Source organism: Variovorax sp. YR752 (assembly GCF_943372545.1).
The window spans coordinates 1-25,426 of sequence record NZ_CALRZC010000038.1; the positions used below are offsets into that span (position 1 = coordinate 1).

General features: G+C 65.4%; 34 protein-coding genes and 2 tRNA genes. 20 read left to right on the forward strand and 16 right to left on the reverse strand.

The features are described from left to right. Positions 1-109 precede the first annotated feature (109 nt). Both AAG801_RS11770 and AAG801_RS11775 read left to right on the forward strand, forming a co-directional pair. Positions 110-535, forward strand: coding sequence for a hypothetical protein (locus AAG801_RS11770; protein WP_341888536.1), 426 nt, complete (start codon positions 110-112; stop codon positions 533-535). Between the two features lie 78 nt (positions 536-613). Beyond that, positions 614-1,246 (forward strand): heme-binding beta-barrel domain-containing protein, encoded by a 633-nt coding sequence (locus AAG801_RS11775; RefSeq protein ID WP_341888537.1) that lies wholly within the window; start codon positions 614-616, stop codon positions 1,244-1,246. 6 nt (positions 1,247-1,252) lie between these two features. Here AAG801_RS11775 and AAG801_RS11780 read toward each other — a convergent pair whose 3' ends face one another. Then, on the reverse strand, positions 1,253-1,606 hold the full coding sequence (locus AAG801_RS11780) for a hypothetical protein (protein ID WP_341888538.1): 354 nt from the start codon (positions 1,604-1,606) through the stop codon (positions 1,253-1,255). Positions 1,607-1,701: 95 nt separating this feature from the next. On the opposite strand from AAG801_RS11780, the gene AAG801_RS11785 reads away from it, so the two are divergent. Together AAG801_RS11785 and AAG801_RS11790 are read left to right on the forward strand one after the other, a co-directional pair. Beyond that, positions 1,702-2,187 carry a DUF2165 family protein gene (locus AAG801_RS11785; protein WP_341888539.1) on the forward strand — a complete coding sequence of 162 codons (486 nt, stop codon included), beginning with the start codon at positions 1,702-1,704 and terminating at the stop codon, positions 2,185-2,187. Between the two features lie 88 nt (positions 2,188-2,275). Continuing rightward, positions 2,276-2,620 carry a hypothetical protein gene (locus AAG801_RS11790; protein WP_341888540.1) on the forward strand — a complete coding sequence of 115 codons (345 nt, stop codon included), beginning with the start codon at positions 2,276-2,278 and terminating at the stop codon, positions 2,618-2,620. 15 nt (positions 2,621-2,635) lie between these two features. On the opposite strand, the gene AAG801_RS11795 is transcribed toward AAG801_RS11790, so the two are convergent. Next, the gene (locus AAG801_RS11795) at positions 2,636-3,100 is read right to left on the reverse strand and encodes a GNAT family N-acetyltransferase (protein ID WP_341888541.1); all 465 of its coding nucleotides are present in this window, start codon (positions 3,098-3,100) and stop codon (positions 2,636-2,638) included. 4 nt (positions 3,101-3,104) lie between these two features. Next, positions 3,105-4,091 carry a LysR family transcriptional regulator gene (locus AAG801_RS11800; RefSeq protein ID WP_101492631.1) on the reverse strand — a complete coding sequence of 329 codons (987 nt, stop codon included), beginning with the start codon at positions 4,089-4,091 and terminating at the stop codon, positions 3,105-3,107. Between the two features lie 173 nt (positions 4,092-4,264). Between AAG801_RS11800 and AAG801_RS11805 the strand changes: the two genes are divergently transcribed. Beyond that, the gene (locus tag AAG801_RS11805; RefSeq protein WP_341888542.1) at positions 4,265-4,549 is read left to right on the forward strand and encodes a hypothetical protein; all 285 of its coding nucleotides are present in this window, start codon (positions 4,265-4,267) and stop codon (positions 4,547-4,549) included. Here AAG801_RS11805 and AAG801_RS11810 read toward each other — a convergent pair. Beyond that, positions 4,546-4,830 (reverse strand): helix-turn-helix transcriptional regulator, encoded by a 285-nt coding sequence (locus AAG801_RS11810; RefSeq protein WP_341888543.1) that lies wholly within the window; start codon positions 4,828-4,830, stop codon positions 4,546-4,548. The genes AAG801_RS11805 and AAG801_RS11810 overlap by 4 nt on opposite strands. 151 nt (positions 4,831-4,981) lie before the next feature. On the opposite strand from AAG801_RS11810, the gene AAG801_RS11815 reads away from it, so the two are divergent. From AAG801_RS11815 to AAG801_RS11850, 8 genes are all read left to right on the forward strand, one after another. After that, complete coding sequence (locus tag AAG801_RS11815; protein WP_341888544.1) at positions 4,982-5,404, forward strand: hypothetical protein; 423 nt, start codon at positions 4,982-4,984, stop codon at positions 5,402-5,404. A 34-nt stretch (positions 5,405-5,438) separates the two neighbouring features. Continuing rightward, positions 5,439-6,233 carry an ornithine carbamoyltransferase gene (locus AAG801_RS11820; protein WP_341888545.1) on the forward strand — a complete coding sequence of 265 codons (795 nt, stop codon included), beginning with the start codon at positions 5,439-5,441 and terminating at the stop codon, positions 6,231-6,233. Between the two features lie 63 nt (positions 6,234-6,296). Beyond that, entirely contained in the window at positions 6,297-6,671 is a 375-nt protein-coding gene (locus AAG801_RS11825) for a hypothetical protein (protein WP_341888546.1), read from the forward strand. A 31-nt stretch (positions 6,672-6,702) separates the two neighbouring features. Then, entirely contained in the window at positions 6,703-7,281 is a 579-nt protein-coding gene (locus AAG801_RS11830) for a dihydrofolate reductase family protein (protein ID WP_341888547.1), read from the forward strand. Positions 7,282-7,322: 41 nt separating this feature from the next. Further along, a complete protein-coding gene (locus AAG801_RS11835; RefSeq protein WP_341888548.1) occupies positions 7,323-8,483 on the forward strand; it encodes an ABC transporter substrate-binding protein in 1,161 nt (386 codons plus the stop codon). Between the two features lie 32 nt (positions 8,484-8,515). Next, positions 8,516-8,875, forward strand: a complete 360-nt coding sequence (locus tag AAG801_RS11840; protein WP_341888549.1) for a hypothetical protein — start codon at positions 8,516-8,518, stop codon at positions 8,873-8,875. A gap of 3 nt (positions 8,876-8,878) precedes the next feature. Next, a complete protein-coding gene (locus tag AAG801_RS11845; protein ID WP_341888550.1) occupies positions 8,879-9,487 on the forward strand; it encodes a hypothetical protein in 609 nt (202 codons plus the stop codon). Positions 9,488-9,654: 167 nt separating this feature from the next. Further along, on the forward strand, positions 9,655-9,924 hold the full coding sequence (locus tag AAG801_RS11850; protein ID WP_341888551.1) for a hypothetical protein: 270 nt from the start codon (positions 9,655-9,657) through the stop codon (positions 9,922-9,924). A 90-nt stretch (positions 9,925-10,014) separates the two neighbouring features. Here AAG801_RS11850 and AAG801_RS11855 read toward each other — a convergent pair whose 3' ends face one another. The 6 genes from AAG801_RS11855 to AAG801_RS11880 form a co-directional block, all read right to left on the reverse strand. Beyond that, entirely contained in the window at positions 10,015-10,902 is an 888-nt protein-coding gene (locus AAG801_RS11855; protein WP_341888552.1) for a toll/interleukin-1 receptor domain-containing protein, read from the reverse strand. Positions 10,903-11,487: 585 nt separating this feature from the next. Then, entirely contained in the window at positions 11,488-11,976 is a 489-nt protein-coding gene (locus AAG801_RS11860) for a GFA family protein (protein WP_341888553.1), read from the reverse strand. A gap of 56 nt (positions 11,977-12,032) precedes the next feature. Beyond that, positions 12,033-12,983 (reverse strand): hypothetical protein, encoded by a 951-nt coding sequence (locus tag AAG801_RS11865; RefSeq protein WP_341888554.1) that lies wholly within the window; start codon positions 12,981-12,983, stop codon positions 12,033-12,035. Between the two features lie 188 nt (positions 12,984-13,171). After that, positions 13,172-14,131: a tripartite tricarboxylate transporter substrate-binding protein gene (locus AAG801_RS11870; RefSeq protein WP_341888555.1), complete on the reverse strand. Its 960-nt coding sequence runs from the start codon at positions 14,129-14,131 to the stop codon at positions 13,172-13,174. Positions 14,132-14,193: 62 nt separating this feature from the next. Beyond that, a complete protein-coding gene (locus AAG801_RS11875) occupies positions 14,194-15,144 on the reverse strand; it encodes a PDR/VanB family oxidoreductase (RefSeq protein ID WP_341888556.1) in 951 nt (316 codons plus the stop codon). 3 nt (positions 15,145-15,147) lie between these two features. Next, positions 15,148-16,224, reverse strand: a complete 1,077-nt coding sequence (locus tag AAG801_RS11880) for an aromatic ring-hydroxylating dioxygenase subunit alpha (protein ID WP_341888557.1) — start codon at positions 16,222-16,224, stop codon at positions 15,148-15,150. 108 nt (positions 16,225-16,332) lie between these two features. Here AAG801_RS11880 and AAG801_RS11885 point away from each other — a divergent pair, with 108 nt between their 5' ends. The 4 genes from AAG801_RS11885 (at position 16,333) to AAG801_RS11900 (ending at position 18,712) form a co-directional block, all read left to right on the forward strand. Continuing rightward, positions 16,333-17,301, forward strand: a complete 969-nt coding sequence (locus AAG801_RS11885) for a LysR family transcriptional regulator (protein ID WP_341888558.1) — start codon at positions 16,333-16,335, stop codon at positions 17,299-17,301. Positions 17,302-17,421: 120 nt separating this feature from the next. Then, entirely contained in the window at positions 17,422-17,889 is a 468-nt protein-coding gene (locus AAG801_RS11890) for a DUF4124 domain-containing protein (protein WP_341888559.1), read from the forward strand. Positions 17,890-17,928: 39 nt separating this feature from the next. After that, positions 17,929-18,393, forward strand: a complete 465-nt coding sequence (locus tag AAG801_RS11895; protein WP_341888560.1) for a ribonuclease HI family protein — start codon at positions 17,929-17,931, stop codon at positions 18,391-18,393. 64 nt (positions 18,394-18,457) lie between these two features. Next, positions 18,458-18,712, forward strand: coding sequence for a DUF3297 family protein (locus AAG801_RS11900; RefSeq protein ID WP_101492608.1), 255 nt, complete (start codon positions 18,458-18,460; stop codon positions 18,710-18,712). Between the two features lie 24 nt (positions 18,713-18,736). On the opposite strand, the gene AAG801_RS11905 is transcribed toward AAG801_RS11900, so the two are convergent. Beyond that, positions 18,737-19,789 carry a DUF2272 domain-containing protein gene (locus AAG801_RS11905; protein ID WP_257884982.1) on the reverse strand — a complete coding sequence of 351 codons (1,053 nt, stop codon included), beginning with the start codon at positions 19,787-19,789 and terminating at the stop codon, positions 18,737-18,739. A 90-nt stretch (positions 19,790-19,879) separates the two neighbouring features. Here AAG801_RS11905 and AAG801_RS11910 point away from each other — a divergent pair, with 90 nt between their 5' ends. Then, positions 19,880-20,881: an alpha/beta hydrolase gene (locus AAG801_RS11910; RefSeq protein WP_341888561.1), complete on the forward strand. Its 1,002-nt coding sequence runs from the start codon at positions 19,880-19,882 to the stop codon at positions 20,879-20,881. 6 nt (positions 20,882-20,887) lie between these two features. Here AAG801_RS11910 and AAG801_RS11915 read toward each other — a convergent pair whose 3' ends face one another. The 3 genes from AAG801_RS11915 to AAG801_RS11925 form a co-directional block, all read right to left on the reverse strand. Beyond that, positions 20,888-21,820 (reverse strand): Na/Pi symporter, encoded by a 933-nt coding sequence (locus tag AAG801_RS11915; protein ID WP_341888562.1) that lies wholly within the window; start codon positions 21,818-21,820, stop codon positions 20,888-20,890. Between the two features lie 24 nt (positions 21,821-21,844). Further along, on the reverse strand, positions 21,845-22,129 hold the full coding sequence (locus AAG801_RS11920; protein WP_341888563.1) for a hypothetical protein: 285 nt from the start codon (positions 22,127-22,129) through the stop codon (positions 21,845-21,847). Positions 22,130-22,253: 124 nt separating this feature from the next. Continuing rightward, positions 22,254-22,329 (reverse strand) — tRNA-Lys (locus AAG801_RS11925). A gap of 150 nt (positions 22,330-22,479) precedes the next feature. On the opposite strand from AAG801_RS11925, the gene AAG801_RS11930 reads away from it, so the two are divergent. Further along, positions 22,480-23,187 (forward strand): SDR family oxidoreductase, encoded by a 708-nt coding sequence (locus AAG801_RS11930; RefSeq protein ID WP_341888564.1) that lies wholly within the window; start codon positions 22,480-22,482, stop codon positions 23,185-23,187. Positions 23,188-23,262: 75 nt separating this feature from the next. On the opposite strand, the gene AAG801_RS11935 is transcribed toward AAG801_RS11930, so the two are convergent. Continuing rightward, a tRNA-Ala gene (locus AAG801_RS11935) sits at positions 23,263-23,337 on the reverse strand. 88 nt (positions 23,338-23,425) lie between these two features. Between AAG801_RS11935 and AAG801_RS11940 the strand changes: the two genes are divergently transcribed. Then, positions 23,426-24,292, forward strand: coding sequence for an alpha/beta hydrolase (locus AAG801_RS11940; protein ID WP_341888565.1), 867 nt, complete (start codon positions 23,426-23,428; stop codon positions 24,290-24,292). 34 nt (positions 24,293-24,326) lie between these two features. Here the strand turns inward: AAG801_RS11940 and AAG801_RS11945 are convergent, their stop codons facing one another. Beyond that, positions 24,327-25,304 (reverse strand): GMP reductase, encoded by a 978-nt coding sequence (locus tag AAG801_RS11945; RefSeq protein WP_101492602.1) that lies wholly within the window; start codon positions 25,302-25,304, stop codon positions 24,327-24,329. Positions 25,305-25,426 lie beyond the last annotated feature (122 nt).

A 25,426-nucleotide genomic window follows, 5' to 3' on the forward strand; every position in this document is an offset into this window, starting at 1 on the left:
GCGCGTGGAAGCCCTCAGCGGCCTGCCCGTGCGCTTCGGCGCGTTCGGCCCGGTGCGCGAGGCCGTCCGCGCGCGCGACCATCTGCTCTGACCTGATAAGAAAGCCTGCGTGACCCCCAACCTCTTCCTGATCGCCGGTGCGGTGTTGAGCGCCATTGCCGCGCTGCTGCATGTCTGCATCATCTTCGGCGGCCCGGCCTGGTACCGCTTCTTCGGCGCGGGCGAGCGCATGGCCGCGAGCGCGGAGGCCGGCCACCTGTACCCCGTGGCTGTCACGCTGGTCATTGCCGGCATGCTGGGCGTGTGGGCCGCCTACGCGCTCGCGGGCGCCGGGGTGCTGCAGCCGTTGCCCTCGCAGGCGCTGGTGCTGCCTGCCATCACTGCCGTGTACCTGCTGCGCGGGCTCGTCGCCGTGGCGATGTGGCTGTTCGACCGGCGCCGCCTCAACGCCTTCTGGGTGTGGAGCTCGCTCGTGTGCTTCGTCTACGGCGTGGTCCACCTCGTCGGGCTCGTGCAGGTCTGGGACACGCTCTGACGACCGAACCGCTGCAGTGCTCAAGCAGAATCAGAACCGAAAAGCTTCTCTCCGTTTCTCCCTCCCACGATCGATCCCATGACCACACCCGAAGACATCTACACCGAACCCCCGGCCGATCCCGACACGCTCGCCAACCTCGGTCCGCTGCGGCCGATGGCGGGCATCTGGGAGGGCATGAAGGGCGTCGACGTCAAGCCGAAGAAAGAGGGCCCGAAGACGCAGGTGTATGTCGAGCACTACGAGCTGCAGCCCATCGACGCGCAGACCAACGGCCCGCAGCTGCTGTACGGCCTGCGCTATCACACCTACATCCACAAGCCCGGCCTCACCAAGATGTACCACGACCAGGTCGGCTACTGGCTGTGGGAGCCGGCCACCGGCACCGTGTTCCACACGCTGGCCATTCCGCGCGGACAGGTGGCCATGGCGAGCGGGCACGTGAAGCCCGGCGACACGCAGTTCACGCTCAGTGCCGAGCACGGCAGCCTGGTGAACGGCATCGTGTCGAACCCGTTCATCGAGCGCGCCTTCACCACGCTGGCGTGGAACATCACGGTGAAGATCAACCCCGACGGCACCTGGTCGTACGACCAGGACACCGTGATGCAGATCCAGGGCCAGGCCGAGCCCTTCCATCACACCGATCGCAACACGCTCACGCGCGTCGGCGAGCCCGGGCTCAATCCGCTGGCGAAGATGGCGGGCTGACGCAGGTCAGTCTGCAGCTGGCTTCGACGTGCGCAGGCGCCGCAGCCGCACGGTGAGTTCCTTCACCAACTGAAGCTCTCCGCGCCGCTGCGCCACCTCCAGCGCGTGCGCGAACGAGGTTTCGGCCTTCGCGGCATCGCCGAGCGCCAGCGCGAGCAGGCCCTGCAGCCGCCACGCGGCCGTGAACTCGGGGTCGAAGGCGAGCGCTTTCTCGATATGCGTCAGCGCCGTGGGTGCGTCGTCGCGCCGGTGATGCGCCAGCGCAAGGCTCATGCGCAGCAGGGCGCTGTCACGGCCCGCGGCCAGCAGGCGCTCGAGCGCCTCGGGTGACGGGCCGGGTGGGGTGGTGGCGGTGTTCATGGCATTCGCGCTTTCTTGAGAGACTTTGACCGCCGACCGGCGGGCGCGTCAATATCAAAGAATAATCTTTGATATTTAATGCCGCAGGCTCCCCGATGAATCTCCCTACCTCCGTCTGGCTGTTCCAGTCCCTCCACGCGCTGGGCATGGCGCTGTGGCTTTCGATTGCCGTGCGCAACAACTGGCGCGGCTTCGCGGGCTCGGCGTTCGCGGTCGGCGACACGATGTCGATGGCGCCGTTGCGCGCCGAGCCTGCCATCGACACGCCCTTGCTCACGCGCGCCGTCCGCTCGGTGGCGCTGCATCGCACGGCGCTGGGCGTCGTGCTGGCGCTGCAGCTCGGCGCGGCGCTCGCGTTCTGGGCGGGCAGTGCCGCATTGGTCGTCGGCGACGACCTGGCCGTCGCGCGGCCGTGGCTCAACCTGGGGCTGGCCGGCTTTGCCGCGTTCCTCTTCGCCATGCACCTGGGCGGCCTGTGGTTCGGCTACTGGATCCGGCAAGAAGGCTTGCAGCTCACGCACCTCGTGCTGATGCTGTGGGTGCTGGCGGCGTTCTTCCTGTTCAACATGCCGTGGCACTGAAGCCGCCGAAAACACCGCCTTTGTCCTACGCGGCAGGGGAGGCCACCCCCACAGCCCGCGCGACGGCCAGCCCCCACCATCGGTGCCCATGAACAGAGTGATTCTTGCGTTCCTGGGTGTCGCTGCCTGCGCAGCGGCCGTCGTAGCCATCGCGGAGCCCGTCAAAGTGCCGATCGACAGTGACGAGAAGGGTACGGCCTACATCACGCCCAACGTGGACTCCACCGAAACCTCGGCCCGCACCAACGGCGCCACGGTCGGCGTGCAGCGCCCGGACGGCAGCGCCCTCGAAGCCGGCACCGACACGTCGGGCAAGCGGCCCACCTACTCGGTGGGCGCCAAGACCGGCGGCGACGTCTCCTTCTCGGGCGGTGCCCATTCGGACGGCAAGGCCAACACCGGCGTGAAAGCCGGCGTCACCATCAAGTACTGATCTTCAGCGCGGGCGTCAGACCATCGTCGCGTAGACGATGAAGCCTTCGTGCTTCGCGACCTTGTCGTAGAGCATCCGCCCCGCCGCATTGGTCGTGTGCGTCTGCCAGTACACGCGGTACCCGCCTGCGCGCCGCACCTCGTCGTACACACCCTGGATGAGTTGCCGGCCCACGCCCTGGCCGCGTTCGGACGACTGCGTGAACAAATCTTGCAGGTAGCAAGTCGGCTCGATGCGCGTCGTGCTGCGGTGGAACAGGTAATGCACCAGCCCCACCAGCTGCCCCTCGCGTTCGGCGACCAGCGCATGCACCGGTTCGTACGCATCGAAGAAGCGCTGCCACGTGACCTGCGTGATCGCATCGGGCAAGGCCGTCGGGCCCTCGCGGCCGTAGAAGGCGTTGTAGCCGTCCCAGAGCGGCTTCCACGCGGCGAAGTCGTCGGGCTTTGGCGGGCGGATCAGGAGCGCGGGCGTGGTCATAAGGTCAGGGGGCCTTTCCATTGGGTACGGGTGTGTTGCGCGCCGCGATGGCGGCGCTGACGGGACAGGCCGGCAGCGCCACCGGCACTGCCGCGGGCATGGGCTCGGGCACCGGCCCCATCGATTTCTCGAGAAAGTCGAGCATCGCGCGCATCGCTGCGCTGTTGTGGCGGCGCTGCGAGTAGGCGGCGTACAGCCAGTGCTCGTGCGGCATGTGGTCGCGCAGCACCGGCACCAGCGCGCCGCGTTCCAGGTGCGACTGCGCCAGCGGCTCGGGCACGTAGGCCACGCCCACGCCGCGCAGCGCCAGCTCGATCAGCGCAACCGCGTCGTTGGCCTCCATGCGGCTGTGCACCGCCACTTCGTGCGGCTTGCCGTCGGTTTCAAAAGGCAGGCTCGTCGTGGGCATCGGCGAATAGCTCAGCACGTCGTGCCGGGCCATGTCCTCGGGCACCTGCGGAATGCCGCGCTGCGCCCAGTACGCGGGCGACGCGCACACCACCATGTCGAAGCGCACCAGCCGGCGCACGATCAGGTTCATGTCGTCGATGCGCCCGCCCGTCAGGTGGATGTCGATGCCTGCCTCGATCAGATCGATGTCGTGGTTGGTGAAATTCAGGCTCACGTACACGTCGGGGTAAAGCTTGATGAACTCCGCGATCACGTCCGAAAGCCAGCCCGCAATCAGTCCGTGCGGTGCGCTCATGCGCAGGCGCCCGCGCGGGTGCGAGCCGTGCGCCTGCAGGTCGTTGAGCGTGTTCTCGGCCATCGTCACCAGCTCGGTGCTGCGCTCCAGCAGCACCTCGCCTGCATCGGTGAGGCTCAGGGAGCGGGTCGAGCGGTTGAGCAGGCGCACGCCGCTGCGCGATTCGAGCTCGGCCACATAGCGGCTGACCGTCGCCTTGGACATGCCCAGCGACAGGGCCGCGCGGGAAAAGCTGCGCCGGAACGCGACTTCGCGGAACGTTTTGATGAGATCGAGACCATCCATAGATCGGCCCATTGTTCCAGCATCGGGGGAGGGGGCACGGGTCGTAGGGGCATCCCGGTTTTGGGCTGCAAATGGGGTGGGGGTGCGTGGCTATACTGCGGCCGTTGCGCCTGAGGAGGCGCGGCCGGGCTTGGTCTCCCGAAGCACCTCTGCGCTCACCTCCTGGAGGCCTGATGGCGCTCGCTCCCTTGCTCCCCGAATCCTCGGCAACTCTCTGCGCCGAATCGCTCGCCCTTCAGGCCTGCGACGACCTCGACAGTTTTCACACGGTGCGTCGCGCGTATGCGTGCATCGAAAAACTCATCGTGCCGCAACACGTGAACGACACCGACGACGTGTACCCGACGCGCACCGAACTCGGCGCGCTCGTGCGGCTGGTCAATGAAGAGCTGCAACGGCGCATCGACACGGCCGAGGCCACGCTGCAGTCGCTGCGTGCTGTCGTTGGCGATACCTAGCCGGGCCGACCGGTGGGGCGCTCGCCGTTTTCCGCCGGTTGCTGCAACGTGGTCGAGATGCCGTAGAGCGCCAGCATGCCGAGCACGTGCCCGATTGCGACGCCCGGCTCACCCGATTCAATCCGCGCGATCGTCTGGACATGAACGCCCAGGCGCGTGGCAGCGGCAGACTGGCCCTCGCCAGCCGTTGTGCGCGCCAGCTTGGCAGCAGCACCGAACGCCTTGATCGCTTGGATCGCGTCGTCTCCGATGTCGGAAGAAATTCGTTTTCCTTGGGCCATGGGGTGATTGTCTCCGCTTGCCGGGGAGGCGTCCGGGGCGGGTAGGTACGATCAGGCGGGAACGGTTCTTGGCGACCACAGCCGGACGTTCGCGTCGGCGGGCAGGGCCTGTCGTTCAAGAAGAGCTTCAGTCCCTTATTGCTTGGATTTCATGTCAGAACTTCCGGTCTACTTCCATATACAACCTGGCGCCACGCTGCCCAACATCGGGTACTTGGCCCCCTTTCGGGCTGTTGTGATCATCGACGAGGAAGTCTCCATTGAGTGGCGCGACGACGTCAGCAACTGGTTGGTGAATTCCGGCTGCCTCTACATGATGGCGTGGGGGCTGGACTGCAGTTTGTGGGACGACTCGGTCGACTGGGCGAACATGGGTCAATTCCCCTTCAAGGACATTCCTGAGGATCGATTCGTCGTGACAACATGGCATGCCCGTGAACCACTGGATGAGGTTTTCGATTTCTGCAAACGCACTGCCACTCATCCGATAGTGGAGCTACCTCAAGCGATCTTGCTGCACATCGCCCGCAATGAGAGTGCAGGCCCGATGCTTCATGCGTATAGCCGCGCCTGATAGGGTGGGAAGGACCTCTGATGCATCCCCAGCCATGAACCTAATCAGCCTGTCAGTACTTGCCCCCGGGGATGTTCACGCGATCTGGCGCCTGGCCGCATCGCCCGCTGTGGATGTTCAAGGCACCGCCGCCTGGTCGTTCGAGGGAAATGGCATTCGCACGCGCACGACGTTCCTGAAGGCGTTCCGGGAACTGAACCTGTCCGTCATCGAGCTGCCGAATCTTCTGAAAACCGGCGAACGCGTGTGCGATCTCGCAGGCTATCTCGACCCTTTCTATGACATCTACGTCATCCGGGAATCGAACCACGAACGCCTCGCGGAGTTCGCTGCGTCGTCCTGCAGACCTGTTGTCAATGCGATGTCGAACGCCGGTCATCCATGCGAAGTTCTTACGGACGCCTACTTCATCGAAACGACCATCGGCCCGATCCAGAAGATGCGCATCTGCCTTTGGGGCCCGCCGACCAACGTGTTTCGTTCATGGCACGAACTGGCAGGCGTGATGGGCCTTTCGCTGGTTCATGTCTGCCATGAGAGCTTCCACGAGACGGCCCCTAACGTAGCCTTTTCATCGTCTTCCCCAGAAGCAGCGGACGTGGTCATCACCGATGGCTGGCCTCGGGGTATGGAGCAGTTGAGCCGCCCGTTGTCGATCGAAGATCTGGCTCGGATGGGCAACCCTGTACTGTTGCCAACGCCACCGTTCACTGTCGGTGGTGAACTTTCGGTGGACCCTCGTCGCTATCCGAACTTCGCCGGCTACGAGCAGAAGAAGCTCCTCTTGCCGGTGCAAAGAGCGGTGCTTCAACATCTGCTTGCAACCTGAATCGACCGGGGCCGGTCGGTCGAGTGCTGGACGGAATAGAGTCGAAAAAAACCTGAACAGCCTATGAGCGAGGATTTCATCTCCATCAGTCGATCGCTTGTCGAGGACGCATGGAACAACCCCGACAAGTGGGAAGCGAGCCTTGCCTCTGCGCAAGCGTTGCTCTCGAAGGCGCTCGTTGAATCCCCTGCCAATGTCCTTGCCCTGACGTGCTTGGGCGCAGTGCTTTCCGATCAAGGCAAGCACGAGGAGGCCGCATCCGCCCTGAAGCGTGCAGTCGAACTCGGCTCCACCGATCGGAATACGTTCTTCAACCTCGGCGTGGCAACGATGAACTTCGGCACGCGCGCGAAAGCCATGTCTGCATTCCGTGGGGCCGAAGGGCTCCAGGCTTCGCAGCTGTCATGGACGGCGTACTTTGATGCGCAGGCCCATTGAACACCCTCCAACCCCAAGCACGGAGACCCGCATGAGAACGCTGAAAATCATGGAGCACATCTCGCTGGACGGCGTGATCCAGACCTCGGGCGAAGACGCTTTCCCCTATGCGGACTGGACCGCGCCTTATCGCAGCCCTGCTGGCCGGGATGAAGTGCTCGCCGCGCATGGCGGGCGCTTCGATCTGCTGCTCGGCCGCCGCACCTACGACTTGTGGTCGGGCTATTGGCCCAAGGCACCGAGCGGTGCGATGGCAGACGGCTTGAATGCAGCGACCAAATATGTCGCAACACACCGCCCCGAAAGTCTGGCGTGGGGTCCGTTCGAAAGCCTGGGGCCGGACATCGTCGAGGGCGTTCGCCGCATCAAGTCGCAGGCTGGCCCGAACCTGATTCTCTGGGGCAGCTCCACGCTGACATCGACGCTGCTCGCGCACGGCCTTGCCGATGAAGTGCTGCTGCTCGTTTATCCGGTTCTGCTGGGCGCTGGAAAGCGCTTCTTCGCGCAGGGAACTCCGCCGCGCTCCCTCGAGCTCGTCAGCACGAAAGCAATGCCGTCCGGCATCCTCGTCAGTGCCTACAAGGTTGTCGGTCCTTTGAAGGCCGGGTAGCCGAACAGCGAAACATCGCGAGCGAAATCACAAGGAACACATTGATCCACCGCATCCGCACGGTCCTCGTGGCCTGCACCCTGAGTGCCGCAGCATTGGCCGTTTCCGCCCAAGTAAAAATCGGCTTCATCGGCACGCTCTCCGGACCAGGGGCCGCGCTCGGGCAGGAACAGTACGACGGCTTCATGCTCGCGGTCGAGCAACGGCAAGGCATGCTCGGCGGCGTTGCCGTGACGGTCCTCAAGGAAGACGACCAGCACAACCCCGAACTAGGGGCGCAGCTGGCGCAAAAACTCATCGAGAAAGACAAGGTCAGCTTCATCACTGGCGTGACCTTCTCCGACGTGATGATGGCGATGGCCAAGCCGATGGCCAGGGCGGGCATGCTGTTCGTCGGCTCGAATGCCGGCCCGGCGCCGATCGCCGGCAAGCAGTGCAACAACAAGTTCGTCTTCGCCTCGTACCAGGACGAATACCAGGCCGGGATCGTGGGACGGTACGCCGTCGACAAGGGCTACTGGAAGACGCTGTTCCTGGCGCCGGACAACGCGTTGGGCAAAGACCAGCTGCGGGGCTTCAAGCGCTACTACTCGGGCGAGGTGGTCAGCGAAATCTACGTTCAGCCCGAGCAGACCGACTACGCGGCAGCGCTGGCGCAAATCAAGCGCGTCGCGCCCGATGCGGTGGTCGCCTTTCTGCCGGGCGAGATGGGTGTGAACTTCATCCAGCAGATGAATCGCTCGGGCCTGCTGAACAAGGTGCCCTTGCTGACCATGGGCACGGTCGATGGCACCACATTGCCGTTGCTCAAGGATGCCGCGCTCAACGTGCTGGCCGGCACGGTCTGGGGCCCCGACCTACCCAGCCCGACGAGCAAGGCCTTCGTTGCCGCCTTTGAAAAGAAGCACGGCCGCATTCCCTCGCAATACGCCGCGCAAGGTTTCGACGCGGCGCTCTTGATCGACAGCGCGCTGAACGAGACCAAGGGCTCCGTCGCCGATCGCGGAGCCTTGCGCAACGCACTCAACGAAGCTCATTTTTCGTCGGTGCGCAGTGGCTTCAAGTTTCTGCGCAACGGTTTCCCGGTTCAGGACGGGCACATCTTCGTTGTCGCGAAAGACGCGCAGGGCCGCACGTCACTCAAGCGGATCGCCACGCCGCTGGAGGCGAATCCGGACGGGTACTGGAACGAGTGCCGCTAGGGTTCGCTCCCGCCGATACGTTCAAGAACGCAATGGTCAAAAAATCAATTGAGCAGAAAGCTGCAGAGGAGCTTCGCTACATCGCTGCCAGTGGTGCGGCCAATGCGGTCGAGCTTGAGCCCTTTGTGACGGACCCCAATCAATCCATACGCGCCGTGGCGGCCATGAACCCCGACGCAGACGCAGAGATCCTGGATCGTTTTGCGAATGACAAATTCTGGGGTGTGCGCATGGAAGTGGTGCGCAATGCCAATGTCAGCCAGGCCACGCTGCGCAGGCTGCTGGAGTCCGATACCCGCAAACGCGGAGTGGTGCACCACGCAGCGCGCGCGAAGCTGGAAGCGCGCGGTGTGGCATTTGGTGTGGATGGCATGCCGGAAGATGCGGTGTAGAAAATGAAGTCGGCAGTCGCGCTGAATATCCGACGCTGCTGCTTCCCCCCTCACAAGCCAGTCAGACGTATGCCCCCTATTCCTCACGCCGTTCTGGCGCTCTACAAAGCAGCCGAGATGGCTGCAAAGCGGTTCGGAAGTTCAATCGAAGCCGTCTTCGATCCGTGCGGCCTCATTCTCAACAGCCCTCCACTTCAGGGCTACTACTGGTGCACTCCAGACACAGCCTTCACGTTCGCGAGTACGGGTGGTGACGGCGTTCACTACAGCTACCTGGATCTGCCGAATCTGAACGGTGAAAGCGGTCCGATCGTCATGACGTTGCCCGCAAATGATCAGCTCAACTACGTTGTCGCGGAAACGCTCGATGAGTTCTTGGGCCTGGGCTTCTACGCGGGATGGTTTGCGCTTGAGCAGATTGCGTATGACCCGGACTGGGCGCTGGAGCACTTCAGTTCGCCTGACGACGAGGGTGATGAGACTCAGCAGGAACAATTGAAATTCCTGCAAGACGTGCTCAGCATCCGGCATGTTCCTTTGGATCTGGAACGAATCGATGCGCTCACTGGCAAGTATGCGGACTACCTGCAAGTTCCATTGGAACCGCCGTGATTCCTGACCCTTGCATCGCATATCTCGTGCTGGCGAGCGCCAGCTTCGGAGGACGCCCAATGTCTCAAGCGGGCCCTTGGTGGCGTGACAGACTTCCTCCGAAATAATCTTCGCGTCGAGTCCTGCGCTGCTCCTATGGATGTGGTGCGAGATCGCCATTCAAACCCATGACCACCCACCCCCTTTCCATCACCCGGCCCGCCATCCTCTGCGCCGCGTTTGCCGCCGCAGCGGCGTTCTTCTGGTGGGCGTTCTACGAGCGTTACTACAAGCACAGGGATTGCATCGAAGCATCGACGTCAAGCTGCATCGCATTTGGCGGCGCCAACCTGATCGGCGGAGGCGCTGTCTGGTCCGTGGTCGCCATCTTTTTTACCTGCGTTTCGATCTACTACTTTGGGGTCGTGCTCCGCCGTCGTCGAGCGAATGGCCGTTGATGGCGTGTCGTTGCGCAGGCCGTCGCGCAACGGATTCAAAGCGACTGTAGCGCTAACCGCCAAGACTGTCAGAAGACTCGGTCATGTGCACTAGCGCCGTACGTGCAACTTCCGGTACGCGGCTATCTGCTGTTCTTCTGAGTATTGCCTCATCGAAAAGTCATCTGGCCACTCTCGTGCACACTTGCGCCGAATTTTGTGAAACACATCTTCAGGGATGTCGGAAGGTCTGCCTTGTCGAAGCTTCTGGACGGCCTCTTGCTGCTGAGTTACGCAATATTCGCGCATGGAAAAGTCGTCGGGCCACTCTCGCTCGCAGTGCTGCGCGATGATCTCATCCGAAGCAGCATAGTCATCCTCAGAAGTCGCTGCATGATGGACGCTTGACCGCGCACGGGGACCGCCGTCGGTTTGCTTTTTCACTGGCGTCGGATCAACTGGCGTTTCGCGTGTTGTGGCGTAGTAAACGAGCGCTTCGAGTTGGCGTTGGTAAGCGGCAGGAGGTTCACTTTGAATCTGCAATCGCAAAGCGAGTTCGGAGATCAACTGATGAACCTCCGCCATGCTGTCGCAACTCAGTGCATTTAACCCGCGTAGTGGTCCCTTAAGCGCTTGGGGTTTCAGCCCTGGCGCGAGCAGCGGAACAAGATGGCGTTTTGCACCCCAGCGTGCGCCCAGTTCGAACAGAACGTATGCCGACGCAAGGCTTTGAGGGGAAATTATTCCAAGAAAGCACTCTGCCGCTAAAGCTTCATCGCGCAGTTGTTCATCGGAATTAGATCCACCGGGCAACCGATAACCGTCGACACTTGTACATCGAATATCCTGCGACTTCATTACTAAAGCCGTAGCGATCAGTTGGACAAGTATCGTGGCGAGCTCTGCGTCGTCGCTACTATGGCTGACAAATATTTTCATGGATGTAGGCATCTCGGGATTTATCGACTCCATCAAACCAAGCTCTCGGAATTCTTTCAATAGGGATCGTGCCTCACCAAGTTGTTCGTCCGTGCTTCGCGCCCATCCCGGCTGAATGTAGAGAACTCCCGGAGATGGCCGAGGCGACGGACGCCACCTTGCAACAAACTCCTGGGCCCGCGTCAGTAAGTACTCAACCTCGTCTATTGATTCCTTCGATGGGCGCTTAACCAAAAGAGCGAGAGCATCCTCAACCCGTGGTGCTATTGATGCGAGATGCTTTGGCTCAGAGGCGATGGCTGCCTGGGCGCCACGTACCGCACTACGAATTCGATTCCAATGATTCATCGGTGAGCAGGATAGAGTGATTGATCAAAATGGGGCAGAGCGAGCACCAGTACTAAATCGAGCGCAACTTATAGACACTACATTCTGCACATGGGCAGACATCACGGATGACTGTAGCCTGATCACTGCTTGATTGACTGCGTCGACACCTTGAACTCACCGTCCACAAAGAGTTCGAAGTGGCTGTAGCGCCAAGTACCATGTCCCCTTGATGGCAGACCTTTAGCGTTTTGAGCTGAGGGGCTTGCGGACGTTGTTTGGCAAAGCAAGCTCCAGCAGATGAGCAGCGGCAAAGGGTCAAATATCTCCCTCTTGTCGAGCCAACACCGGCACCTCATGCCGCGAGGCCACCTCCGGCTGGCCATCGAACGTGGCCCGTGCCCTGGCAAAGCAATCCACATCGGCTGGCAAGGCCACGCCGCTTTGCGCAGAACGCGTCCAGATGTGGCTCGTGAGTTCGGCCGCGTTCGGATCGTCGTAGCACCCGCGCGAGATGGCACGGACCTCGGGCCAGCGTTCGAAGGTCAGGCCCATCGTCGTGCCGCACGAGGGACAAAAGTGGACGAAGACTTTCTTGCGGCTGCCGTCCGAGCGATGTTCGTACTGCCGAAGCTCGCCTTCGTTGAACCGCACGGCGTCCATCGGAAAGAGCGACTCGGCGTAGAAGGACGTGCCGGTCATGCGCTGGCAGAACGTGCAATGGCACGCGAACGTGCGCAGCGGCGGCTGGGTCGTGCTGAATCGGACCTTGCCGCAGAGGCAACCCCCTTCAAGTACAGCTGGCATACGGCACCCGGAAAAAGATCGGATTCTGCCCCGACGGATCGGGGCCGATGCTCCGCTCAGGCCAGCCCCAGCTCCTTGGCTTCGGCTTCGTAGGTGGGATACGACGCCTTCATCGTCGCGCCATTGAGGATCATCTCGGCCACCAGCGTGCGCGACGGCATCTCATAGACCTGGGTGCGTATCCACACGGACTCGGTGCGCGCGCTCTCGCTCAGCGCGACGATCTCGCGCTCGAGTTCGTAGTCCTGATCGACGAAGAGCGGGCCCTTGATCAGGCGAATCTCCTGTCCGGCGAACAGGCCCACCGCCGGCTTGCGGCCGCTCAGTTGCGCCTCGGCGCTGGTGGCGCCGAGCAGCACGCTGATCATCTCGGTCGGAATGATCGCGCGACCCCACGGCGAGTGCTTGCCGCCTTCGGGCGTGTGCCAGTCGCAGGGCTCGGTGATGACCTTGAGCTTGTCGGCGAGCGTGAAGGGGTAGTGGTCGCCCATGTGCTGGTCGAAGCCCATGCGGATTTTTTCGACGACGGCGCCGCGCTGGCCCACGCGCAGGTCGCGGTTGATGACCAGGCCCTGGGCTGGGCGCAGCTTGGCGATGCGCTGGGGCAGCTCGTGCGGATGCTGCGACGCATCGCCGATCGATGCGGTGCCGGTCAGCACCGGCGTGCCGTCGGCCTTCTCGGCGCGCAGGCGCACGAAGGTGGCGCCGGGCGCGGGCAGGTCGACAAAGGCGCGCACCGATTCGCCCTCGACCACCATGTTCTGGTAATGGGCGCTGATGCAGCCGGTTTCGAACCAGGCCTGGCCGAACACATGGAACAGCAGGGGGTCGAATTGGCTGAAGTGGGTCGGTCCCTCGATCGGTCCGGCGCGCAGGCCCAGGTTTTCCGCCGTCGCGTCGTCGTGGATGGACTTGTGGTTGTCGTAGGTCTGGTCGGCCAGCATCTGACGCGGCTGGCGCAGCGGGCCGCACAGGCCCAGGGCGGTGATGGGGAAAGGCGAGGTCATTGTTGGGGGGCTCCGTGTGTCCAGCGGTGGGCGTCAGTCGAACGGACGATGATGGCAAAGTCCGCCGGTCGTGCCTGTCGCCTAGGGAACGCCTGATCCCATCGCCGATGGGCCTGATGCAGCCGGCAGCACAGTCACTGGCGGTCGGCGCAGGTCGCCCTCGCATGACGGTCCGGGTGGTCGCCCCCTCATTGCGCCTCGACGCCCAGGTCGCGCATCCGCCTGGTGATTACGTTGAATTCGTCCTTGTACGACGCCGCGAACTGCTCGGGCGTGCTGTTCATCATCTCGAAGCCACGGCTCACGAACAGCTGGCTGACGTCGGGCGAGCCGACGATGGCGCGCACTTCGCGGGCGAGCTTGTCGACGATGGGCTGTGGCGTCCTGGCCGGTGCCAGCAGTCCGACCCAGACGTTGGTGTCGTAGAGCGGGTCCTTGAAGCCCAGCTCGCTCATGGTGGGAACCTGCGGGAGCGTGGTGGAACGCTGGCGCCCCAGCACGGCCAGCGGCACGACCTTGCCCGTCGGCACATGCTGCATCGCGCTGGGCACCGACGACAGGCCGAGGTCGATGGTGCCCGACAGCAGGTCGGTCACCACGGGCCCTTCGCCGCGCTGCGGCACATGGACCATGCCGGCATTCAGTGCGCGGTTGAGGCTCTCGCCGGCCAGATGGCCCAGCCCGCCGACGCCCCAGGACCCGTAGCTCAGCTTCGCGCCGCCCTTGGCCACCTTGGCCTTCAGGTCTTCGATGCTCTTGATGCCGGTGCCGGGGTGCGTGGAGATCAGCGCCGGGCTGCGCACCACCTGCGTGACGCCGACGAAGTCCTTCTGCGGGTCGTACGCCAGGGTCCTGAACAGCGCCGTGTTGTTGATCTGCGAGTCGGTGATGGTCATCAGCAGCGTGTAGCCGTCGGGCTTGGCGCGGGCAACTTCGCCGGCACCGATGGCACCCGCTGCGCCCGCCTTGTTGTCCACCACCACGGGCTGCCCCATCGATTTCGAGAGGCGATCGCCGAGGGTGCGCGCCACGAAGTCGGTCGCGCCGCCGGCGGCGTAGGGCACGACGAGGCGGATCGGCCGCGAGGGGTAGCTTTCCTGCGCGGCGATGGGCAGCGCCAGCGTGATCGCTGCGCAGGCGGCAGTCATTCTTTTGAACATGGTTGTCTCTAGTGGTGGGGTTGAGTTGTTTGTTTTGTGGGAAGGGAACGTCAGAGATCGAGGACGAGCACGGCGCTGCGCGCACGGGACACGCAGGGCAGGATGCAGGTGTGGCTGTCGCGCTCCTCGTCGCTGAGCACGAAGTCGCGGTGCTCGGCCTCGCCTTCGAGCAGCGGCACCTCGCAACTGCGGCACATGCCTTCGCGGCACGAGAAGGGAATGCTGACGTTGGCGCCTTCCAGTGCATCGAGCAGGCTCTGCTGCGGCGCGACGTCGATCCGCTGGCCGCTGCGATGCAGCACCACGGTGAAGGTGCCGGCCGGCGCCACGGGCGCGGCGTGTTCCGGCGGCGCGAAGCGCTCGAAATGGGTGGCCGCCTTGTCGATGCCGGCAACGTCCGCAGCCGCGCCGACGGCGTTCATCAGACCTTCGGGGCCGCAGCAGTAGACGTGGGCGCCCGGGGCCGCACCGGCCAGCCAGTCCGCCAGATCGGGCGGCGTGCCTGCCGCTTCCTGGTCCACGTGCAGTTGCACGCGGTCAGGGTGGCGCGCCAACGTCCACGCGTAGGCGGCACGGGCCCGGGTGCGCACGCAGTACAGCAGCTTCCAGGGCCTGGCGTGGGCCTCGCACCAGAGGATCATGCTCAGGAGGGGCGTGATGCCGATGCCGCCGGCCACGAACACATGTTCGGTGGCGGCAGGGTCGATGCCGAACAGCGCGCGCGGCGTGCTGACCTCGAGCACATCGCCCACGGCAAGGCGCTGGTGAACGAAAGCCGAACCGCCGCGCGAGGCCGGTGCCAGGCCCACGCCGAGCACGTAGCGATGACGCTCCAGCGGCGAGTTGGCCAGCGAATAGGGGCGGCGGATGTCGCCGGGCAGCAGTAGGTCCACATGGGCACCTGCGGTGAAGGGCGGCAGCGCAGCACCGTCCTGCGCACGCAACTCCAAGCCGAGCACATCCTGCGCCTCGTGCGTGAGGCGGGTGACGACGAGCTTCATGGCTCAGGCCCTGGCGGGTTCGGGCGCTGCCGCGGGAGCCGGGCGCGCTGCCGCTTCTTCGAGCGCCTCTTGCTCCAGCCGGCGCGAGACCATCCAGCGGAACTGGTTCAGCGCGGCGTCGATGCCGAAGGCCATCATCTGGAAGCCGGGTGCCAGCGCCAGGCTCTTCTGCTGCGCGGTGATGATGTCGCGGTCTTCGTCGAAGGCCTCCACCACGGCCTGGTGGATCGAGTGCGTGACTTCGGGCTTGTCGATGGCGAAGTTGTGAGGGTGCGCGAAGAAGTAGTGGGTGGAGTTTTCCGTCTCGGGCGTGATGGCCTGGCAACCGCGGAACTCGATCGCGCCGTCGCGGTTGCCTTCAGCGGCGCCCTGGCCGGTGGGCGCCATGCCGGAGTCCATCAGCAGGATGGCCGGGAGGGTGAAGTTGTAGATGTTCCACCGATCGACCCTGCTGCCCCAGTCCTTCACCGCCTGGGCGAACGGCGGAGGCTCGGTGTCGAGGGCCCAGCGGGTGATGCGCACGCCGTGGTCGATGCGTTCAACTCTGGGCTGCGCGGCGGCGTAGTCCGCACTGCCGCCCAGCGTGGTCGGGTGCACGAAGGGCAGGTGGGAAAAGTCCAGCAGGTTGTCGCAGATCAGCAGGTAGTTGACGTCGTAGTGGATGTAGCCGTCCAGGCTGCGCCAGTGCGGATCGTCCAGCCAGGGCGTGTCGGGGATCAGTGCCGGGTCGGCCTTGTCGGGGGCGCCCATCCAGATCCAGACCCAGCGGTGGCGCTGCACCACGGGAAAGGTGCGCACCCGGGCCTGGATGGGAATGCGCTTCTGGGCCGGTGCCTCGATGCACTGGCCCGAGGCGTCGAACTTCAGGCCGTGGTACATGCAGCGCACGCAGTTGCCTTCTCGCCGCCCCACCGACAGGGGCGCGCCGCGGTGGCAGCAGCGGTCTTCCATGGCGACGATCTCGCCGTCGTCCTTGCGGTACATGAGAACGGGCACGCCGATGATGGTGCGGGCGAACAGGCCCTCCGGCGTGAGCTCGTTGTCCCAGGCAGCCACGTACCAGGTGTTTTTGATGAACATGGGGCGTCTCCTTTGTTGTTCGCCGCGTTCGGGTCACGGCATGGGCACAGCGTAGGGTGAGGGTTCTCATGTATCAACGTCATGCCAGTCATTCCTAGAATGCGCCGCATGCATGCGGAAAACCTCGACCTGAACCTGCTGGCGGTCTTCGACGCGATGTTTCGTGAAGCCAATGTCACGAAGGCCGCGCAGGGGCTCGGGCTGACGCAGAGCGCGATGAGTCATGCGCTCAACCGGCTGCGCGCTTTTTTCGACGACCCGTTGTTCGTCAAGGTCGGCAGCCGCATGGCACCCACGCGCAAGGCCGAGGGCATGCGCGCCGCGGTGGTGGAGGTGATGTCCACCGTGCGCCAGCAGATCCTGGCCGGCGCCCGCTTCGAGCCTGCGCTGGCGCAGCGCATCTTCACCCTGTGCCTGACCGACATGGGCGAGCTGGTGTTCCTGCCCCCGCTGCTCGAGCGCTTCAACAAGGAGGCGCCCGGATGCTCGCTGCGCACGCTGCAGGTGCCGCTCGAGCAGGTCGAAGGGCTGCTCGCCTCGGGCGAGGCCGACCTGGCGGTGGGGTCCATCCGTGCGGCGCCCGAGGGGCTGTTTCATCAGCGCCTGTTCCTGCACCCCATCGTGACCATCGCCAGCACGCGGAACAAGGACATCGGCGCCACCCTCACGCGCGAGCGCTTCGAAGCGATGCGGCACATCGTGGTTTCGCTCACCGGTCATCTGGCGGAGAGCTACGACAAGGTGCTGGAAGACCAGGGCGTTCGCCGCACCGTGGCCGTGACGACGCCCCACTTCCTGATGGTTCCGCTGCTGATGGACCAGCATCCGGACCTGCTCGCGACCGTGCCGCGCGAGCTGGGGGAGGTCTTCGCCCGCATGGGCACGGTGCGCATCTTCGAGCCGCCGGTGCCCGTGCCCCAGTTTCAACTCAACCAGCATTGGCATCCGCGCTTTCATCACGACCCGGCCGTGGTCTGGCTGCGCGATGTGATGAAACATACCTTCGAGCACTACCCGCACATCACCACGCAGGCCAGTGCGCCGGCCACGAAGAAGGTTCGAACCAGGTCGCGTTGATGCGCGAAGCGGCCTTCGTGCCGGGGCCGCGGCGACGCTCCGTCGACGAGAAGGCGTGAACGCCACCGTGCTTTCTTTCGCTTGTTCGCGCGCCCGCGCACTGTTACAAAGAGCGTCTCCATGCGTTCGCCCTCCATCCTTTTCGTTTCGCTGCTCTGGCTTGTCGCGGTCGCACCGGCCGCGCAGGCGGAGGTGGTGCGCTGCACCGACGTCGACGGCCGCATCGTCTACACCGACGGCGCCTGCCCGTCGGGCACCAAGCAGTCGCGGCACTTGCGGATCGACGAGCCGCCGCCCGCATCGTCGCGTGCGCCGGGCGACGAGGACACGCGTCGCCGGCCGGACTATGCGGCACCGTCCGCACCGCCGCCGCAGCCTGCGCCCTCGGGGCCGGCCATCATTCCGCGCTACCCCGTGGGTGAGGCGCCTGCGGTCGACCCGGGGCCGACCTACATCTGGGGTGGTGATCCGTACTACGGCGCGCCGCGCCCCGGCTACCACCGGCCACCGCGTCCCCCGCATGACCCGGGGCCGCCGCCCGGCCAGCGGCCGTGCAATCTCGCGGGCATCAAGCGCAGCAACTGCTGAGCGCGTTCGTCGCTTTCCTTCGCTTCCTTCTTTTTCTTCATGACCGTTGCCGCGCCGGAGCGCCTTCCCCCGTGGGTCGTCCACTGCGACGGCAGCGCCATGCCGAACCCCGGGCGCATGGGCATCGGCGTCGTCATCACGCAGCCCGACGGCACGCGCCACACCTTCTCGCAGGCCACGCACACCACGGGCTGCAACAACGAAGCAGAGCTGCGGGCGCTCACGCTTGCCTTGCGCGAACTGCAGGCGCGCGGCGCCACGGCGGTGCAGGCCTACAGCGACAACAGCACGCTGGTCGAGCAGTTGAGCGGCGGTGCCGACGTGCGGCCGATCGTGCGCATGGCGCCGCTGTTCGAGGAGGCGCGCACGCTGTTGCAGGGCTTCGACGAGGCGCGCGTGCAATGGATTCCGCGCCACCGCAACGCCGAGGCCGACGCGCTCGCACGGGCCGCGCTGGGCTTCGGGCCGAAGCCGCCCGCCAAGCCCTGGAAGAAGCGGCGCTAGACGTTCCGAAGCGGGCAGGGCGGCAGGTTCTATCATTCGGGTCGATTCAGAAACCTGTTTGCCCATGACCGACGAAGCCACCTCCAAGCCCGCATTGCCCGATCACCTCTCGACCGATCCGCGCAGCCCGCACCACATTCCCGCCGTGTTCGAGCACCCGATCGGCATCCGCTTCAACGGCAAGGACCGCCTGGACGTCGAGGAATACTGCATCAGCGAAGGCTGGATCAAGGTGCCCGCCGGCCGCACGCTGGACCGCAAGGGCCATCCGCTGCTGATCAAGCTCAAGGGCGCTGTCGAGGTGTACTACCGCGACTGACGCTTGGGGGCGCGTTGCCCTCTCTCAACGCCACTGCAGCAGCAGCGACCACGGCTGTCGGCTCATGTGGCGATCGACGCACGCCGCGCTGCCCGTCGTGCAGCCTTCGGGCAGGTAGCTCGGGTCCAGCAGCCGCGTGCCGGGCGCAAAGGCCAGGCGCCGCCTGGTGACCGACTGCAGCACGTTGCCGCCCACGGCGTCGAAGCCCGCGTCGTCCACGCTCACCACCACATCGCAGTGCATCGGCAACGGCGCGCCGCCCGTGGGGCGCCCGGCGAGCACCTCGCCGATCTGCGCGAAGCGCTCGAGCGACGCACCGCGCGCGCCGCGTGCATGGCAGACCAGATCGCCTGGGCGCGGCGACGTGCGCATCAGATCGCAGGCGCGCAAGGCTTGCGGTGTCGAGCGGCCCGTCGCTTCGTCGATGCCGGCCTGCCATGCGGCACCCGCGTAGTCGACGTGGGCCTCGGAAAAGACGAACTCGTCGGCGCCGAGCCCGGCCTCGCGCGCCACCCAACTGATGAACGCGGCGGACCAGGGCGTGTCGATCACCGCGACGCGTTGCAGGGCCGTCTCGATCGCGCGCTGGTCCGATGAGTCCAGCCCCTGGTCGGGGCCGACGCCCAGGCCTTGCAGGCGCGCCGCGCTCGCCTGGTTCAGTGCGTCGGTCAGCAGTGAGCGGTCGGCCGCGCGCACGGCGCCGAAGCGCACGAGAGACGGCAGCCGCTCGTTCGACGGATCGACTGCGCGCCAGTAGCGCAGCACGCGTTGCCATGCGGGCAGCGCGCTGATGGGGTAGCGCGTGTCTTCCGCTTCCGAATAGCCGGACTCGGTGAGCCGGCCCTCGGCGTCCATGGTCTGGCTGCCGAAAGCGGTGTGCTCGTGCCGGGCCAGCGCGGCCATCGCGAGGGCGCGTGGCGGCGGCGGAAGATACGAGGCCGTGGCAAGACAGCCGGCGGCGGCCGATGCGAGGGTGGGCGCCGCCGTGAACACCAGGGCCACGCACAGCGTGTGCGCAGCGCGGCGCAGCGTTGGCCTGTGAGTGAAGGAGGGCGAGGTGACGGGCGGTGGCGGCATGTGAGGCGAGCATAGCGGGGCGGTCCCGGCGGCACGCAGAATGCAGGGGCGCTCCTGAAGCGCCGGACCGACCGGCGCAGGCGCTCCACCGTGAAGCTCAAGAACATCCTGCTGTCGCTCCTCGGCGTCATCACCGGCCTCGTGATTGCGGGCTATGCCGCGTTCCAGTGGAGCCCGTGGCCCTCGGTGCTGATGATCCGCCATGCCTTCGGCAAGGGATCGGACGCCGCATCGCAGTCGCTGCAAAAGCACGTGCCGCCCGGCATCGCGGCGGTGCTCGACCAGCGCTATGACGAGGCCGATCCCGATGCCTACCTCGACGTGTTCCGCCCGGTCTCGGCGGGCGACCGGCCCTTGCCCACGGTGGTGTGGGTGCACGGCGGCGCCTGGGTCTCGGGTCATCGGCGCGACGTGGCCAACTACGCGCGCGTGCTGGCGGGGCAGGGCTTCACCGTGGTGGCTGTCGGTTATTCGATCGCGCCCGGCCAGGGCTACCCGGTGCCGGTGCGACAGGTGAACTCGGCGCTGGGCTATCTCGTGCGGGAATCAGCAAGGCTCGGCGTGGACCCGACGCGGCTCGTGCTGGCCGGCGACTCGGCAGGCGCGCACATCGTCGCGCAGGTTGCGAATGCCGTGGCCGTGCCCAGCTACGCGAAAGCTGTCGGCCTTGCACCTGTCATCGCGCGCGAGCAACTGCGCGGCTTGCTGTTGCACTGCGGCGCCTACGACGCCGCGCAGGCGAAGCTCGATGGTGCATTCGGCGGCTTTCTGCGGACCGTGTTCTGGTCGTACAGCGGCAGCAAGAATTTCCAGCATGCGCCGGCCTTCGAGACCGCGTCGGTGCGCCGCTATGTGACCGGGGCTTTTCCGCCGTCGTTCATCACCGCGGGCAACGGCGATCCGCTCGAAGGGCAGTCTCGGTCGATGGCCGAGACGTTGGTGGCAAAGGGCGTGCAGGTCGACAGCCTGTTCTTCCCCGCCGACCAGACGCCGGCGTTGCCGCACGAGTACCAGTTCAACCTCGACGATGCGCCGGGGCGACTCGCTTTGGAGCGCTCGCTGCAGTTTCTTCGGCGCGTCACGGCGCCGTGAGCGTGCTCAGCCGGTGCGGCGCGCCCAACGCTCCAGCGGCTTGACGTACAGCGGAAGCAGGATCAAAAACAGCGCCGAGCTGAGCACGTTGAAGATCAGGTGCGCCATCGCCACCGCCATCTCGGGCGTCGGCGCGTGCCGTGCCACGGTCTGCGCGAACAGCACCAGCGCGGGCGCGAACAAGGCCGCGCCGGCCAGCTTGAAGCCGGTGTTGATGAGCGCGGTCTTGCGCGCCAGCGTGCCCATCGACGCCGAGGCGATCAGGCCCGTGACCGTGGTGCCGATGTTGGCGCCCACCACGAGGTAGATGGCGGCCTCGGTCGCGAGCACCTGCTGCTGCACCAGCACCACCGCCAGGCCCGTCGTGACCGACGAGCTTTGCAGCAGGGCCGTGATGACGATGCCCGCCAGCACGCCGATCCAGGGCGAACCCGCCTGCGCCAGCGCGGTCACCACGGCGGGGTTGTTGCGCAGCGGCAGGAGCTCGGTGCCGATCAGGTCGAGCGCGAACAGCACGAAGCCGAAATAGAACAGCACCTTGCCGATCGGCTTCCAGCGCGCGGGTGCCAGCGCGGACAGCAGTGCGCCCAGCGACAGCGCGATCGGGCCGAGCGCCGTGAGCTTGAGCGAGACCAGCCAGGCCGTGGCCGTGGTGCCGACGTTCGCGCCGATCAGGATGGCCAGCGACGCGCTGAAGCTGAGCACGCCGCCGTCGACCAGTGCAATCGCGAGCGAGGTCACCGCCGACGACGACTGGATCAGCGCCGTGAAGCCGGCGCCCAGCAGTGCTGCGACGAAGCGGTTGGAGGTGGCGCGGTGCAGCCATTGCTGCAGCCGCGTGCCACCGGCCTCGAGCAGTTCGCGGGAGAAGCCCGACAGGCCATAGAGAAACAGCGCGATCGCGCTCACGGCCGAAAAGATCCATTGCCAGTCGGTCATGGGCGATGCCAGGCGGGTGTGACGTCAGCCCTGGGGCTTGCTCGGCAGGTCGCCTTCGCGCAGCTTGCGGCCGACCCACATCAGGCCGGTGGCGTAGTCGGCGCTGCCGACCTGCACGCCGCCCACGGTGCGCAGCGCGCCGGTGCCGTCATCGGTGGCCGGGCCTTCGCCCGTGAGGTCGCCGGGGACGAGCAGGCGACCGTCTTTCAGGAAGTCGGCAATGCGCAACTGGCGCATGCCGCGGCCCCAATGCCAGTGCTGCTTGAGGTCGAAGGAGGTTGGCGATGACGCGGGTTTGGATTTCTTCACGGGATGTCGGGGAGGGGCTTGCGAAGGGTAGCGTTGGCGCAAGCAAACGTACAAGTGAACGCACCATGAAAAAAGCCTGCTACTTTGTGGGTAGCAGGCTTTTCAGCGTTTCCGCGATGTTGGTTGGTGGGCCCTGAGTGACTCGAACACTCGACCTACGGATTAAGAGTCCGCTGCTCTACCAACTGAGCTAAGAGCCCTTGCTTTGAAAACCGTTAGTGTTTTCTGGCAAGACCACGAGTATATACCAATCTTTTTGGCACTTCAAAAACTTTCTGCACATTTGTACGAGGGCGCTAGGATGCGCGACCGTCGGGGCCTGGCCCCACCCCCTATCCGAGGAGTTTTCAATGAGCGATGCAAGCAACACCCCCCATGTCCTGATCACCGGCGCCGCGGGCGCGCTGGGCCGGGCCGTGGCCCAGCACTTTCTTGAGCAGGGCGCACGCCTTGCGCTGGTCGACCACCACGCCGGCCGCCTGGCTGAAGTCTTTCCGGGCCTGGACAACTCGCAGCACCTGCTGCTCGCCGGCGACGTGACCTCGGCGCCCGACATGGCCGCGCTCACCGGTCAGGTGCTGCAGGCCTTCGGCCGCGTCGATGCGCTGGTGCACATCGCCGGCGGCTTCGAGATGGGCGAGGCGACGCATGCGCTCACGCGCGAGAGCTGGGACCGGATGATGAACCTCAACGCTTGGTCGTTCGTCGCCGTGACGCAGGCCGTGCTGCCTTCGATGATCGAGCGCCGCGCGGGCCGCATCATCGCGGTGACGGCCAAGGTGGCGGCGCGCGGCCTGCCGGCGATGGCGGCCTACATCGCATCGAAGAGCGCGCTGCAGCGGCTCGTGGAATCGATGGCGGCCGAAGCCGCACCACACGGCGTGAACATCAACAGCGTGGCGCCCAGCGTGCTCGACACGCCGGCCAACCGCCAGGCGATGCCCGACGCGAATCCGGCGGAGTGGGTTTCCACGACGGTCGCGGCGCAGACCATCGGCTTCCTGGCGTCGCCGGGCGCCGCGGCGCTGCACGGCCAGCACCTGACGCTCGACGCCTGATATTCCCCGTCGACAACACACAGCTGCAAACGAAAAAGGCCTTGGCGATTGCCAAGGCCTTTTTGCTGGGTCGGTTGGTGGAGAGGATGAGGATCGAACTCACGACCTCCGCATTGCGAACGCGGCGCTCTCCCAGCTGAGCTACCCCCCACACAGGCCGCATTTTATCGAGCTGCGCCTTTCCATGCACGCTGTCGTGCCAAGATGCCGACTGGAAAAAACTAGGAGCAAGCACCGCATGGAAGCGCACGATCCCGCCTGGCTGGAAGGCATGTACAACAACCTGGCGCGGGTGAAGGACCACCCCGCGTACTTCGCGCGCTGGGCCCGCGATTCCGCCGCGGCGCGCGACACGCTGCCGTGCCGCATCGATGTGCCCTACGGCACGGGCCCGAACGAAACGCTCGATGTCTTTCCGGCGCCCGTGCCCGATGCGCCGGTGCTGGTGTTCATCCACGGCGGCTATTGGCGCGCGATGGACAAGAAAGACCACTCGTTCATCAGCCCCGCGTTCCATGACCGCGGCATCTGCGTGGTGCAGCCCAACTACGCGCTGTGCCCGGGCCCGGTCGACCAGCCGGTGACCGTGCCGGGCATCCTGCTGCAGATGGTGCGGGCGCTCGAATGGACGTGGCGCCACGTGGCAGCGTATGGTGGCGACCCGTCGCGCATCACCGTCGCCGGGCATTCCGCGGGCGGCCACATGGCGGCTGCGTTGCTGGCCTGCGACTGGAAGGCGGTGGCGCCCGATCTGCCCGCGCAGCTCGTGCGCAATGCGTTGTCGGTTTCAGGCCTGTTCGACCTGCGGCCGCTGCAGCGCACGCCGTTCCTCGAGCACACGCTGAAGCTCACCGATGCCGACGCGCGGCGTGCGAGCCCGGCGCTGTGGCCTGCGCCAGCGCGCGGCCAGCTCTATGCGGCGGTGGGGGGCAACGAGAGCGCCGAGTTCCTGCGCCACAACGCGATGATCCGCGAGGCGTGGGGTCGTCACACCGTGCCGGTGTGCGAGGTGCTGCCGGGGCTCGATCACTTCGGCGTGGTCGATGCGCTGGCCGATCCGGCGCACGCGCTGCACCGCTACGCAGTGCAGTTGCTCGAGGCCTGAAAAGAGAGACGGGCGGAAAGGCCGCCCGTCGCGCTTACATCAGCAGGTGTTCGCCGGCGTTGTCGCCGCCCAGCGTGACGTAGTTGACCTTGCGGATGTCCATCAGCGTGCGGCCGCCCGCGTAGCTGATCGAGCTCTGCACGTCCTGCTCCATCTCGACCAGCGTGTCGGCCAGCTTGCCCTTGATGGGCTCGAGGATGCGCTTGCCTTCGACGTGCTTGTACTCGCCCTTGTTGAAGTCGCTGGCCGAGCCGTAGTACTCCTTGAAGAGCGCGCCGTCGACGTCGACCGTCTTGCCGGGCGACTCTTCGTGGCCCGCGAACAGCGAGCCGATCATGACCATCGACGCGCCGAAGCGGATGCTCTTGGCGATGTCGCCGTGGTCGCGGATGCCGCCGTCGGCAATGATCGGCTTGGTCGCCACGCGCGCGCACCACTTGAGCGCCGACAGCTGCCAGCCGCCCGTGCCGAAGCCGGTCTTGAGCTTGGTGATGCAGACTTTGCCCGGGCCGATGCCGACCTTGGTCGCGTCGGCGCCCCAGTTCTCCAGGTCGATCACGGCTTCGGGCGTGCCGACGTTGCCGGCGATCACGAACGACTTCGGCAGCTTGGCCTTGAGGTAGCCGATCATGTTTTTCACGCTGTCGGCATGGCCGTGCGCAATGTCGATCGTGATGTATTCGGGCACGAGGCCTTGCGCGACCATCTGGTCGACCGTGTCGTAGTCGGGCTTTTTCACGCCGAGCGAGATCGAGGCGAACACGCCCTTGCCCTGCATGTCTTTCACGAACTGGATGTTGTCCAGGTCGAAGCGGTGCATCACGTAGAAATAACCGTTCTGCGCGAGCCACAGGCAGATCGACTCGTCGACCACCGTTTTCATGTTGGCAGGCACCACCGGCAGGCGGAAGGTGCGCTCGCCCAGCGTGACGCTGGCGTCGCATTCCGAGCGGCTTTCCACGCGGCATTTGCGCGGCAGCAGAAGGATGTTGTCGTAATCGAAGATTTGCATGACCAGGCTCCAGAAAGGAATCGTTGAGTGGAACGAATGAGCGCTTGGTCCGGCCGGTTCTCGCGGTCGCGTCATGAAAATGACGGCCAAAAAAAACCGGACGCAAGAAACTTGGGCCCGGT